Origin of the sequence: Robiginitalea sp. SC105 (genome assembly GCF_014243345.1) — a bacterium.
In the GTDB taxonomy this organism is placed as follows: Bacteria; Bacteroidota; Bacteroidia; order Flavobacteriales; family Flavobacteriaceae; genus Robiginitalea.
Genome location: NZ_JACLZF010000001.1, coordinates 1927280 through 1941159 on the forward strand (window position 1 = coordinate 1927280; position 13880 = coordinate 1941159).

The window sequence follows — 13880 nt, forward strand, 5'->3', positions numbered from 1 at the left end:
TCGCGGGCTTCCGGGGCACCGATGGGCCATCACCGCCATATTCATGAGCCGTGGTCAGGGCAGCAGGCGGGTGAGTATTTGAATGGGGCCGTGCAGGGTCCTGTGGACCGGGCATTTATCTGCAATCTCCAGTAATTTTTGTACCTGGGCCTCCTCCAGGTTCCCGAACAGGCGGATTTCCCGGCGGAAGGTATCGATCCGGGCACCTTCGTTTTCGCAGGCATTGCAATCTGCCGCATGCTCCTTGTCGTGGGAGGTATGTACCTCCACCCGTTGCAGGTCCCATTCCTTGCGACGGGCATACATTTGCAGGGTCATCACCGTACAGGCCGAAAGGCCGGCCGCAACCAGCTGATAGGGGGAAGGGCCCAGGTCCTCCCCGCCGAAATCCTCGGGTTCGTCTGCCAGCATCCGGTGGTTGCCCACGCGCATCTCGGTGGTAAACCCGGCATCTTTTTCGAGGCTTGCCACTACCTGCCGGTCGGTTTCCAGGCCCCCGCTGCCCGGAACATCCAGGTAGCGGGTAGCCCAGGAGGCGATCACGGACCCGGCGTACCGCGCATCTTCTTTTTTCCCGAGCAAATGGTCGGCCCCGTCGAGGGAAATAAAACTCTTCGGATGGCGTGCAGCCCGGTACAGCAACTCGGCATTTTTTATCCCAACCACCGTATCCTGGGGGGCATGCAGGAAAAGCAGGGGTTTCCTCAGGGCATCCAGACGGTTTTCCAGGGGGTGCTGCTTCAGGTCCTCCAGGAACTCCCTCCGGATGCGGAACGGACGCCCCCCGATCTGTACCTCGGCGCTGCCCTCGGACTGGATGGTCTCCAGCGAACCACTGAAAAGATGGGCCACATGTCCGGGGCTCGCCGGGCTGCCAATGGTCGCCACGGCGCGGACTGCGGGGAGTTCAAAGGCCGCTGCCAGGCAGGCGGTACCCCCCAGGGAGTGCCCGACCAGCAGGGCAGGAGCCGCATGCTGGGATTCCAGGAAGGCCGAGGCAGCCATCAGGTCCCGGATATCCCCGCTGAAACCGCTGGCGGAAAAATCCCCCTCGCTGCTTCCCAGACCCGTAAAATCAAAGCGCAGGACACCAAAGCCTGCTGTGGTCAGGGCCCGGGCTATTTCGCGTGCCGCCCGGAGGTCTTTGGAACAGGTAAAGCAATGCGCGAAGAGGGCGAACGAATGGGGCTTCCGCCCCGGGGGTAATTCCAGGCGTCCGGAGAGCTGGTATCCCCCGGCTGATGGAAAACTTACGGGTGCTGATTTCATGGGTGGATGAATTTTAGACGGGTTCCGAAAAGGGACCCCAGCCTAAATGTAAGGTTTTCATCCTGCTCCCGGAAGCAGGTCAGGGCTCAGGGGATCCCCTGCGCAAATCCGGGTTGAAAAAGATCCCCAGCTGCAGGCGGTCGTAATGCGCCGTGCGGAAATGGTTTTTCAGGTACCCCGCCTGCACGCTCAGGGCAGGGCTTAGCCGGGCCCCGAGTGCCAGGTAGAGCCGGTTTTGGCCGAATACGTTATCCTGTAGGTTCAGGAATACCTCGTCGTACCAATTGATAAAGAAGGTGTCCCCCAGGGGATGGGTGAGCTGCAGGCGGTAGCGCGCCCGGTGCTGGGTTTCCGTTGGCCCGTCAAAATCCAGGAATCGCTGTTCCAGCCGGTATCGGTGTTCAAAGGCCAGCTTCCCGACGGCATTCCTCAGGATAAACTGCTGGAAGATCCGGTGTTCCGAAATCTTATCGGCCAGGGCGGGCCCGTCCTCAAAGGTCGGGTCGGTCCAGATGTAGGCATAGCCAAAGGTGGCCATGGCCTGGTCCGAAATATGGTAATTGAGGCCGGTCCGGAGGAGCAACTGGTTGAAGTTGCTGGCCAGGTCGTAATACCGGAACTGGGCCTCGCTGTGCACGCTGAGCCGCTCACTGATCCGGTTCGTGCCAAAGTACATATACCAGGCCCCTAGTTGGTCCTCCCCGTTTACCTGGGCCTGCAGGCTGCTGCCTGCCAGACTAAGAACAAAGAGCAGGCCGGTAACCCGGCCTGCCTTGAAAACATCATTAAATAATCGCATACAATTGGGTCTCTCCTATTGGCTGTCGCCTGGCAGTTCGGGTTCTTCCATGGCGCCGTCCCGGATGGGTGCTGCCGGTTCGCCTTTCAGGTAGGTATCCAGGAAGTTCAGGACGCGCCCGTAGGCTTCGATCTGGTTTTTCTTCTTGACAAAGCCGTGGCCCTCGTCCTCAAAGAGCACATATTCCACGGGCACCCCGTTTTTGCGGACCCCGGCGACGATCTCATCGGATTCCACCTGCAGTACCCGGGGGTCCTGGGAACCCTGGAGGACAATCAGCGGCTTGGTGACCTTATCCGTGTGGAACAGGGGGGATATGGCCCTTAATCTCACGGAGTCCGCACTGTAGGGGTCGCCCATTTCCTCGTAGAGCGCATCCTTGAAGGATTCCCACCAGGGCGGGATGGAGCGCAGGGTGCGGATCCAGTTGGTCACCCCGAACAGGTTCACCCCCACGTCGAATTCCTCCGGCGCATACGTCAGGGCGGCCATGGTCATGTACCCCCCATAGGAGCCACCGAGGATACCGATCTTTTCACCGTCGATCTCTGCCTGGGCAGCCAGCCAGTCCTTGCCTGCAATCTGGTCCTTCAGGTCCTTGTCCCCGTGGTTCTGGTCGTCCATGCGGTAAAAGCTTTTCCCGTACCCGGAACTGCCGCGGTTGTTCACCGCCAGGATGGCGTAGCCGTGGTTGACCAGGTACTGGATTACCGGGCTGAACCCCTGGCGGGACTGCCCGCCCGGGCCGCCGTGCACCCAGACCAGGGCAGGGACCGGGCTGTCGGCACTGGCCTGGTGGGGTTTGTAGTAGATAGCGGGAATTTCCAGGCCGTCAAAGGACGGGAAGCGCACCACCTCGGCCTGCACCAGGTGCTCCGCTGCGATCTCCGGGTTCAGTACATTGGAAAGCTGCCGCATTTCCTTGCTTTCGAGGTCGTACACATACAGGTCGGAAGGGGTATGGGAGCCACCGGCATAGAAACGCATCATGGATTCGTCGTCCGAAAAACCGACACTTGTAATATCCATGTCCTCAAGGGAAGGCAATTCCAGCGGCTTGCCCTCGGCCATGTTCCAAACCTCGATGCTGTTCTTGGCATCCTCGTTGATATAGGTCACCCGGTAGGTGCCCTTTTCGGTAAAATAGCTGCCGATCACATCCCAATCGCGCTGCAGGACCTTTTGGCGGCTGCCGTCGCCCGGGTTGTAGCGCATCAGGTAGGCAAATTCTCCCCCCTCGTCTGTGGTATAGTAAAAATACCCGTCCGGCCCGAAGTCCTGGGCACTGTTGGCCGATTGGTTTTCGTTTACCTTGGTCAGGGACTCCTCGTTCAGGTCATAGAGGAACAGGTCGCTGTCGTTCGTATTCAGGTTCCGGGAAAGGGCAATGTACCGTTTGTCGTCCGAGATCAGGTCCACGCTGTACCCCTCATCGTTCTGGTAGACCAGGGAAGGCGTGAGGGTTTCAAGGTCCATTTCGTAGAGGTCGGTAAAGCGGTTGTCCCGGGCATTGCTGCCGTAATAGAAGGATTGCTTATCCTCCGACCACCCGTAAAAAAGGGCGCGGGCGCCCTCGTCCGGGGTCAGGTCCCTGGAGGTGCCATCGCGGTCCATCAGGTGAATGTGCCAGATTTCATCCCCGTTGTTGTCCATCCGGAAGAGCTTCCGCTCATCGTCCGGAAAATAGGAAATGGCAAAAACCGAGGAACTGTCCGACGCGGTTACCGGCACAAAGTCGCCCCCGGAGGTGGGCACCGTGTACATGTTGTAGATGCCGGAGCGGTTGCTGGAGACCAGCAACTTGCTGTTGTCCGGGCTGAAGCTGCCGCCGCCGACATTTTCATTGTCCATCATCTGCTCGATGGTGTAATCCTCCAGGGTATCTGCTATCGAAGGTTCAGGTACCTCTTCCTTACAGGCCAGGGCCGTCGCAAGGAGGGCTAATACAAATAAGAGTCGTTTCATTTGTTTGTTTGTTAGGTTATAAAAATCCGTTGTTTCCCTGTTGGACGCCTATTCCATCGAAAAGGTTTCGGTTTCCACAAAGGGAGTGAGGTCCAGGGACTCCATTTGTTCGCGATAGGCCTTCCATGGGTCCCCAAAGAACGCATTGGTCGCCGACAGGGCCTCTTTGAGGTCTGCCTCGGCATACTCCAGCAGGCGGCGCTCGGTGGCGGTCAGGCCCCCGGGCCGGCTGGAAGCATAGCCATAGGCATTCCCGAGGCGCTGCACGACTGTCATCTCCGGGTTTCGGGTAATGCCCTGCCGCTTGTCCTCCTTGCCAATATACCTGGCGATGAGCGAATCTATCGACTTGACGATTTCCCGGGAGGCTTCGATCTGGTCTTTGTAGGCCTCCTTATCCTTTTTCTTGAGTTCCTTTTCGAACTCCCCGGCAACATTCTTGCTTTTTACCAGTTGTTCCACCGCATCGGCTGCGGTTTGCTGCCAGGCTTCCAGTTTTTTCGCCGTTTCATAGGCATCGGTCAGGGCTTTTTGAGGAATGTCCAAACGCGGGTCGCTGCTGACGGTAACCGTGGTGCTGTCGGTAGCTTCCCCCAATTGAGCCACTACCTTGTAGGTGCCGGGCAACACGTCCGGCCCCCCGGGTTCGCGGTTGCGCTTGCGCAGGGACCGGGAGGGGCGGTCGGCTCCGGCCTCGTCCAGCCCCCAGTAGATGCGGTGCAGGCCGGCGGAATCCGGGGTTTTGTACTTCAGGGTACGGATCAACCGCTCCCCGTCATAGAATTTGAAGATGACGGAATCCCGGCTGTTTTCCTCCTTGTTATCGTTGTCGGATTCCGCTTCCCCTTCCGGATCCATCCCGGTAGTTTTCGTTTCCTTCGAATCCTTTTTTGCGGCTTCCAGTTCTTTTTTACCTGTTTTCAGGTAATAGGTAATCATGGCGCCGCCCCGGCGGTTTTCCCCGTTGTATTCGGCATCCCCCCCGAAGCGCGACCCGGTGGGTTGCTGGTAGGCGGCGTGGTAGGCGGTTGGGGTGGGGAAGAGCCCGATTTCCTTGTTGAGCACTGCCGGGTTTCCGGCGATGGCCCGCAGGGGCCGGATATCGTCCAGTACCCAGGCGGCGCGTCCAAAGGTGCCGATGACCAGGTCCTGTTCCCTGGGGTGAATCACCAGGTCCTTGGTGGATACCGTCGGGTAGCCGTGGTCCCATTTGGACCAGCTCGATGCCCCGTCCATGCTGTAATACAACCCGTCGTCCGTGCCGAGGAAGAGCAGATTCGGGTTTTCCGGATCCTGCACGATAGACAGCGTATAAGAGGCCACGTCCTCCCCGTCCACGATGCGTTCCCAGGTTCGGCCGTAATCCCGGGTCCGGTAGGCATAGGGGGTGTAGTTGAAGCGCCGGTAATCATTGGCGATGAGCAACGCCTCCCCCGGGTTGTCCGGGGAAGCCTTGATCTGCGGGATCCAGCTGCCCTTGGGCAGGCCCTTGATGTTGGTGCCCACTTCCGTCCAGGAACCGCCCCCGTCCCGGGTGATGTGAACCCGGCCGTCATCCGTCCCCACCCAGAGCATGTTCCGCTCGGCCGGGGAAGGTTCTATAACCAGGATGGTACAGTGGTTTTCCGCCCCGGTGGCATCCATGGTGAGGCCGCCGCTTTCGCTCTGTTTGAGTTTGGCCGGGTCGTTGGTGGTCAGGTCCGGCGAAATGACCGACCAGGTCAGTCCCTTGTCCGTGCTTTTGTGGACAAACTGGCTGCCGAAGTACACCGTGTTGTTGTCAAAGGGATCCTGTCCGATGCCCGCGTTCCAGTTGAAGCGGAGCTCGGTAGTGTCGTCCGGGGGGGTGGGCCGCACCGAGTAGTCGTTCCCGGTGAGGTAGTCGTACCGCCGCACATAACCCTGCTGGCTCATCGCATAGCCATATCGGGAATCGTCCGGGTCGGGCACTACGTCAAAGCCATCTCCGAAGGCGATTTCCTGCCAGTAGGAATTCCGGATGCCCTGGGCGCGCCAAACGTAAGCCGGGCCTCGCCAGGAACCATTGTCCTGCATGCCGCCATAGACGTTGTACGGGTACTCTTCATCCACTGCGATATGGTAAAACTGGGCCACGGGGAGGTTGCCCACAAAGCGCCAGGTTCTGCCGCCGTCACGGGTCAGGTTCAGCCCCCCGTCATTTCCATCCATCATGAACTGCCCGTCCGTGGGGTGGATCCACCAGGCGTGGTGGTCCGGGTGGACGCCGTTGTCCACCCCATAGGCGGGCATCAGTTCCGTAAAGGATTTTCCCCCGTCTTCAGAGACGTTCACATAGGTAAACACCGAATACACCCGGTTTTCATTTTCAGGGTCCACCCACAGGTCAGAATAATAAAACGGGCGGTTCCCGATGTCGTCCCCATCGTTGATCTTTTTCCAGGTAAACCCCCCGTCCTCGGACCGGTAGAGCGCATTCTTTTTGGATTCCACCAGGGCGTACACCCGGTTGGGTTTATTGGTGGCCATCGCCAGGCCGATGCGTCCCAGGTCGCCCTTGGGAAGGCCGTCCTCTTCGGTGAGGTGTTTCCAGGTCTTTCCCCCGTCATGGGTCATGTACAGGCCGCTGCCGGGACCCCCGGATTCGAAGAACCAGGGCCAGCGACGATGTTCCCACATGCCCACCAGCAGTTTGTTCGGGTTGGTCGGGTCCATGATCATGTCGCCCACGCCCGTTTTATTGTTGACAAAGAGGATCTTTTCCCAGGTCTGCCCCCCGTCCGTGGTCTTGAAGACGCCCCGTTCCGGGTGTTCCCCCCAGGGGGAGCCGATGGCGCCCACGTAGACGGTATTCGGGTCGGTCGGGTCGATAAGGATGCGGTGGATATGGCGGGTTTTTTCCAGCCCCATCCGCTCCCAGGTCTTGCCGGCATCCAGGGATCGGAAGACGCCATAGCCGCCGTTGAGGCTGTTCCGGGGGTTCCCCTCACCGGTACCCACCCAGATGACGGAAGGATTGCTTTGCTGGATGGCTACCGCCCCGATGCTCGCGGTCACCTGGTCTTCAAAGATGGGCTCCCATTTGACACCACCTGAGGTGCTTTTCCAAAGGCCGCCGGAGGCAGTCCCCGCATACATGACCTCCGGGTCGGAGGTTACCACATCGATGGTGGTGACCCGGCCGCTCATCCCGCCGGGGCCTATATTCCGGGGCTTGAGGTCGCCTGCGAGTTTTGTGTTGAACTGTTGGGAAAACAGGGGGGCCGCTGCCAGGAGCAGCGCACAGAGTAATTGATTCTTCATGTCTGATTTAGTTAGCGCTCTAAAATACAAAAAGGGGATAGGGGATTTCTTAAAGCTCTGTTAATACGAATCCTTCGGGCCCGGTGCAAAACGGACATCTTGCGAATTCTATTTACCTTTAAGGAAACCGGGCCCGGCCCGAAAACCCCGCATTTCATTGAAAAACCTTTTCCTGTTCACTTTCTGGGTCCTCGCAGGGATGTCCGCCCAGGGGCAGCCTGCGGCCAATGCGGATTCCACCCACGTGCTCTTTGTCGGCAACAGCCTGACTTATTACCACGATATGCCGCAGATGCTGCAGGCAATGCTCGCCGAGGGGGGCCATACGGTCCGCATCCACCAGAGCACGGTACCCGGCATGTCCCTTCGTGGGCACCTGGACCAGATCATCACACGCATGGACGGGGAGTCCACCTACACGCGGCCCAAAATGGATGGGGAAATAACGGGTACGGAGAATGCGCTCAGGGAAAGGGAATGGGATGTGGTGGTCCTGCAGGAAGGGACCGTGCCCGTTATGATCCCTGAAGCCCGGGCATTCCTGGTGGCCCCTGCTATTGCCAGCAGCAAGGCCTACCTGAATGCCCCGTGCCGGTTTATCCTGTTCAATACCTGGGCGGCAGACACCACCTATCCCCGCCGGTACTGCTACCCCTCCGGCCTGATCGATGCCTCCCTCCCGGATGATGCTTACTGCTCCGGGGAATTCGGCAACCTGTCCGAACACACCCGGGCACTGAACGCGGGCTATGAGGAGCTCGCAAAGGCCGCCAATATGGAAAAATCCAACCACGGGGATTTATTCGAAAGGATCCGGAATGACCACGGTGAAATCGACCTTTTTGACGATGCCTTCCACCCAAGCGCAGCAGGTGCTTTCCTGAATGCCTGCGAGTTCTATTACCTGCTCACCGGGAGTAACCCAACCGCACTCGAGTATACCGGACCCCTGGATGCAGACCAGGCCCAAACCCTCAAACGGGTGGTGGACCGGTACCACCAGTAGTCCCTTTCATAGAGGTTGGGAAACGCGGAATTTTTTTAACTTGAATTGAAAAAACAGGAACCCCGTGCGGCAAGACACCTCCTACGACTTCTATTTGGAGACCCCTTACAAACGGGCCATCAGCCTGGGGCTTGGCTGCTTCCTCTATGCATTTCTCGTGGTTTTCCTGCCCTTCGGTGTAAACAACTATGACCCGAACCACCAGTACAGGCTTGATTTTTTTATCGAAATCGGGTACTTCGGCCTGATCGTCATTGGGTTGACCGCCCTGAACGAATTCCTTGTCAAACCACTGGTAATCAGACGAGCACGGCTGAGGCAGGTATTGCTATGGTCCCTCTGGCTGATGCTTTGCCTCGGCCTGGGCACCTATTTGTTGTACAATATCCTGGGAAACTGGCACGATCTCAGCCTGGGGAGTGCGGTTGGCTTTGTGCTCAATTGCGCCTCCGTATTCATATTCCCGATGGTCGGGATCTTTTTCTATTTCCGTTACCGGTCCCTCAGCCTTCGGTACCGGGAGATGCGGGTTAACTGGCAACAGGAAAGAGATCCCAACCAGTTGTTGCGCTTTACGGGACAGGGAAAAAATGAGGGTTTTGCCGTGACGGCTTCCGATTTCAGGTTCGCCCGGGCACAGGATAATTATGTGGCCCTGTACTACGTGAAAGCCGGGCACCTGAAAAGCGAATTACTGCGCACCACCCTGGCCGAAATATCGGAAACCACCGGATATCCGGGGCTGATCCGCTGCCACCGCTCCTACCTGGTGAACCTGAAGCAGGTCCACTCCTTTACCGAGGGCCATCCACTGCAGCTCACCCTCCGGGATGTACCGGATCCCATCCGCGTTTCACGCTCGTACAGGGAAGCGGTTTTATCCCGATTAAGGCCGGCTTCCATCCCGGCCTGAAACCTGCCCCTGAAGGCCTCCTGAGGCAACTTTATCCTACCCCTCTCCAACCACTTTGGCGGTTTGATGCATCCCGATGCCCCGTTTATCCAGCCCCCTGGCCTGATTCATTCGCCCCGGGAAGTTTCCATCCACCCCACGGGAATTTCCGCTCGCCCCAAATACCGCCCATTCGCCACAAAGCCCGTATGTAAGGGTAACAACGAGGTCGCGGCCATCGTCTGTATAGCAGAACAATGTCCAATTAAAATCAATAACACAATGAAACCAACAACGATTATCAAACAACCGGGAGTCCTCATTTTTTGCACACTTATGGCCTTCTTTATGGTCTTCCCACTCAAGGCCCAGGAGCCCGGAAAAATCCCCCCCACAGAAACGATCCTAAAGGAGTTTGCCGAAAGCTACCGGCGCGATGTGATGGCTTTGGATGCCGATTTTGGCATCCGGGTGGGCCAGGACTGGTGGCAGGTACGCGTAAGGCGAGCTGAAAAGCCCTATGCGGTTGGTAAAGAGCTGCAGTACACCTACCACGAATTTGGCCCGAATACGGTAACCCTGCGGAAAGGGGCACCGGAAAGCCCTACCTGGTTCTTCCGGTTCGACGACCGGGAGATACTGGAAAAAATCTTCACCGGAGTACTTACGGCCAGTACGGCCGCCGCCAAATCTACCGGAGCGGATTACGTGGCCTTTGATGTGGAGGACATGGAGGGTTTCCGCTCCACGCAACAACACACCGCCTTATCCTACCTCACCATGGAGCATTTCTGGAAGCGCTCCCCTGTGGAGGTGACCCGCTTCGCCAGGGAAAGTTCCCTCCCCAGTCATGGCGCCCAGATCGTCTCCCTGTATACCATGAAGGATAAGCGAATCGGTTGGTTTACCCTGGGCCAGGAAGAAGCAGCCAATGCAGACCGCGGGCTCGATAAAAGCCAGGTGCCCAACCTGTTCATTATAATCAAGGGCCGGGGCAAGGCTGAGATCGGGGAGGAGCATATAGACCTGGAGCCGGGGATGAGCGTCTTTGTGGCACCTTATATGAAGCATATTCTCTACAACCCCTACCCGGAGCCGCTGGAAGGGATCCTGGTGTTGTTCGGGGATAATATCGACTATGCCCGGGGCCAGTCCTATTTGTCGTTCCTGGAGGAGGAATATGCCTTCTACGGCGAAAACGAGGCCCGCGTGGCAGCTGAAAGGGAAAAGGTGGCCGAATCCAATCCGCGCGGGCAGTAATTCCCGGTTTTGCCGGCCTGTTTAGAAAAAACCCCTGGTAGATTTGTTGATGATGAAACCGGGTGGGGCAGTGACCCACCCGGTTTTAATTTACCGGCCAGGGCTGCAAACAGAAAGCAGGCCAGGGTATTTTTGTGGAAACACGCCCGAATCCGTTCAGCCACTGTAACAATCCGTTCACTGAACCGACCTATGTTATAACCATCAAGATCCCATTAATGCCCAAACGATCACTTGTCACCAGGGCCTTGATTGCCTTACTCGCAGGGTTGCCCGTACTGGCGCACGTCCTCTGGGAATATTTCCACGGAGGGATAACGGCCCACCACCTGCTGGCAAGGCAGGATTTACCGGCCATCTCGAACGGTTGGGGCCTTCTGACCATCCCCGTTCTGGCCTTTTATGCCCTGTGGCGGGTAGAAAAACGGACCGGGAAGAAGACGAAAAATGCAATAACCGAACCGCCTGTTGTGATCGGGTTTCTACTGGCGCTGGCTTTAGGCATCTTCCTGGCATCCCTCTGGGAGTTTGGACTTGCGGACTTCATGCCCTTTGTGTTGTTCTCCCCCCTTGCTCTGGCCTTTTTTCTGCCGGTGTACCGGGCCGAGTGCCTGCTGGGATTTGTAATGGGGCTGACCTACACCTTCGGGGGCGTCCTGCCAATTTTCATTGGCGTCCTGCTCTGCATCTTATCCTATATCATCTACAGGCTCGTCCGCGCCGGCCTGCGCCTGGCCAGCGAAAGGGGATCCGGTGATAAGCAGGTTGATTAACAAAGACTTCACAGCTTTTTATTTTGATTTTCAATACCTTGTGGCATGGACCCGAACACCTCCCGCCGGTATTTCCTGAATTCTTCGTTTTTTGGCCTGCTGGCCGTTAGTATCCCCAATATACAGTATGCCCATCCCGGCCACATCCGCCGGACCGAATCCGTGAATACTGCCGACCCGGAGCTATCCCCGAACTATCCCGCCCTGGACCAGGGAACGGTGAGCGAAGTGGTCGGTGCCAGCCACTTTGACCTCGACCGCGTCAAGGTCCTGGTCGAACCCAGGCCTGAACTGGCCCGCGCCTGCTGGGATTGGGCCTTCGGGGATTTTGAAACCGCCCTGGGGGCGGCATCCCATGTGGGGAGGCGGGATATTGCCAGTTACCTGATGGAAAAAGGGGCCCGGCCGGATATCTTTACCTATGCGATGTTCGGGGCAATCAATGCGGTGAAGGCGATGATTAGCGAAACACCGGGGATACAGGGCATCTATGGGCCGCATGGCATCTCCCTCCTTTCCCATGCCCGGACCGGGATGCGGGAAGTAGCCGGATTCCCGGTCGACAAGGCACGGCAGCAGCAGCTGATCGACTACCTGCAGGACCTCGGGGATGCCGATCCCCAATGGCCGGACCAGCCTATGACAGAGGCCGAAAAGGAGCAATATCTGGGGGATTATCGTTACGGGCCCGGCGATAAGGACGGCTTCAGCGTCCGGAAAAATATGCGCGAGATGCTTTCCCTGGGCCGCCTCGGCGCATTCGGGGGAGGTTTGTACTACCTGGGGAACCATGCGTTTGTGTACAACGGCACCCCTTCGGTCACCGTTACCTTCCAAATGGCTGGGGAGCGTGTTGCAAGCCTCACCGTGGAAGAACCGGGCCTCCGGCTCCTCGCCCGGAAGGTATAGTCGGGCAGGGGTGCAAACTCGGGGCTGCTCTGGGTGGAAGTGGCTGCTTCCGGGTAGAATTCGCGGTAATTTCTTTGTCATTTCCTGGGGGAAGCGCTACCTTTTGAGGTTTTAATCCGAGACTGAAACCAACCACCCTATGAAAATAACTTTCCTGATCGCCCTGGCCCTGTGCCTGGCTCTGCCATCCCTTGCGCAGGACACCAAAGACCAACTCAAAAACGACCGGCCAATACCCGAGCCGCTGTCTTTTACCAGCGAGCAATCGGTGACCATCCAGGGGCGCACCTATACCCTGGATACCGAGGTGGGTACCCACCTGTTGCGAAATACGGAGGATGAGCCCATTGCCCAGTTCGGGTTCACGCATTACGCCCTGAAAGGGGGGCGCGACGACCGGCCGATCATCTTCGCTTTTAACGGGGGGCCGCTTTCCGCCAGTTTCTGGCTGCATTTCGGCATCCTGGGTCCCAAAAGGGTGGTGGTGGAAGACCCCGGTTACACGGGGCCGGCCCCCTATCAGGTGGTAAACAACGAATTTTCGCTTCTGGACAAAGCCGACCTGGTGATGATTGACCCGGTAGGGGTGGGGCTGAGCAAACCCGTCGGTAAATCGGAATTCAAGGATTTCTGGGGGGTGGACCAGGACATCAACAGCATTGGCCTGTTTATTGAGCAATTCCTGATCCGTGAAGGCAAGATGGCCGCACCCAAATACCTGTTGGGGGAAAGCTATGGCACCTTCCGCAACGCAGGCCTGGTCAAATGGCTGCAGGACCGGGGGGTAGCGATGAACGGGGTGATCATGGTCTCGGCTGTTTTCGAGCTGCAACACCTGCTGTTCGGCCCCGGGGATGATGTGGCCTACCTGGTCCATTTCCCAACCTATGCCACCACTGCCTGGTATCACGACAAAATCCCCAACAAAAATCCGGACCTGGCCGCATTTGCCGCAGAGGTCCGCCGGTTTACCGAGAATGAATACGCCCCGGCCCTGCTCAGGGGCGATCGACTCACCGCCTCCGAAAAACAGGCCATGGCGGCTAAACTGGCCGCCTGGACAGGGGTCAGCGCCGATTTCTGGTCCCGTGCCGGGCTGCGGGTGACCAACCAGGAATTTTTCCAGGAGCTCCTGCGGGATGAAGGCAGGACGGTGGGACGCCTGGATTCCCGCTTTACGGGCATCAATGAGGACCTGATCGGGCAGTACGCTGCAACCGACCCCCAAAGCGATGCCATCTCCCCGCCGTACATCTCGGCCTTCAAAAACTACCTGTACGAAGACCTGGGGGTGGATAAAAAATTGACCTATGTCACCACTGCCGGCCAGCGGGACGGCTTCCGCTGGGACTGGAAACACGACGGGAATTCCGCCTGGGGCGGGCAGGTCGCCATCAGCACGCTGCCGGACATGACCACCGCCATGAAGCGCAACCCGAACTTGAAGATCCTGATCCTGAATGGGTATTTTGACCTTGCAACCGTCTTCTACGGGGTGGAGCACTCCATCAGCCATATGAACCTTCCGAAAGAGCTGCGGGACAACATCCTCATGAAATACTACCCCGCCGGGCATATGATGTATACGCAACCCGAATCCATGGCCCAGTTCCGGTCGGAGGTGGGGGCATTCCTGGATGAAACGTCCGAGTAGTCTGCTTACGGCCCCTGCCTGACAGCCGGGGACTTGTCTTTTGCACCCGATACTAATTCTGGGCACGAAGC

The 13880-nt window shown here is 58.0% G+C and carries 10 protein-coding genes; 6 read left to right on the plus strand and 4 right to left on the minus strand.

Going from position 1 to position 13880, the window contains the following annotated elements; all coding sequences use genetic code 11:
- Positions 1-54: 54 nt before the first annotated feature.
- The 4 genes from H7F20_RS08545 to H7F20_RS08560 form a co-directional block, all read right to left on the minus strand.
- A complete protein-coding gene (locus H7F20_RS08545) occupies positions 55-1269 on the minus strand; it encodes a bifunctional alpha/beta hydrolase/OsmC family protein (RefSeq protein WP_185785670.1) in 1215 nt (404 codons plus the stop codon).
- A 79-nt stretch (positions 1270-1348) separates the two neighbouring features.
- The gene (locus tag H7F20_RS08550) at positions 1349-2068 is read right to left on the minus strand and encodes a DUF2490 domain-containing protein (protein ID WP_185785671.1); all 720 of its coding nucleotides are present in this window, start codon (positions 2066-2068) and stop codon (positions 1349-1351) included.
- A gap of 15 nt (positions 2069-2083) precedes the next feature.
- Positions 2084-4033, minus strand: coding sequence for a S9 family peptidase (locus tag H7F20_RS08555; RefSeq protein ID WP_185785672.1), 1950 nt, complete (start codon positions 4031-4033; stop codon positions 2084-2086).
- Between the two features lie 48 nt (positions 4034-4081).
- Positions 4082-7315: a hypothetical protein gene (locus tag H7F20_RS08560; RefSeq protein ID WP_185785673.1), complete on the minus strand. Its 3234-nt coding sequence runs from the start codon at positions 7313-7315 to the stop codon at positions 4082-4084.
- A gap of 157 nt (positions 7316-7472) precedes the next feature.
- Here H7F20_RS08560 and H7F20_RS08565 point away from each other — a divergent pair, with 157 nt between their 5' ends.
- From H7F20_RS08565 to H7F20_RS08590, 6 genes are all read left to right on the plus strand, one after another.
- Complete coding sequence (locus H7F20_RS08565) at positions 7473-8321, plus strand: DUF4886 domain-containing protein (protein ID WP_185785674.1); 849 nt, start codon at positions 7473-7475, stop codon at positions 8319-8321.
- A gap of 64 nt (positions 8322-8385) precedes the next feature.
- The gene (locus H7F20_RS16025; RefSeq protein WP_185785675.1) at positions 8386-9234 is read left to right on the plus strand and encodes a LytTR family DNA-binding domain-containing protein; all 849 of its coding nucleotides are present in this window, start codon (positions 8386-8388) and stop codon (positions 9232-9234) included.
- 261 nt (positions 9235-9495) lie between these two features.
- Complete coding sequence (locus H7F20_RS08575) at positions 9496-10473, plus strand: cupin domain-containing protein (protein ID WP_185785676.1); 978 nt, start codon at positions 9496-9498, stop codon at positions 10471-10473.
- A 218-nt stretch (positions 10474-10691) separates the two neighbouring features.
- Positions 10692-11246, plus strand: coding sequence for a hypothetical protein (locus H7F20_RS08580; protein WP_185785677.1), 555 nt, complete (start codon positions 10692-10694; stop codon positions 11244-11246).
- Between the two features lie 45 nt (positions 11247-11291).
- Complete coding sequence (locus H7F20_RS15880; protein WP_221898709.1) at positions 11292-12155, plus strand: hypothetical protein; 864 nt, start codon at positions 11292-11294, stop codon at positions 12153-12155.
- 139 nt (positions 12156-12294) lie between these two features.
- Entirely contained in the window at positions 12295-13809 is a 1515-nt protein-coding gene (locus H7F20_RS08590) for a S10 family peptidase (RefSeq protein ID WP_185785678.1), read from the plus strand.
- Positions 13810-13880 lie beyond the last annotated feature (71 nt).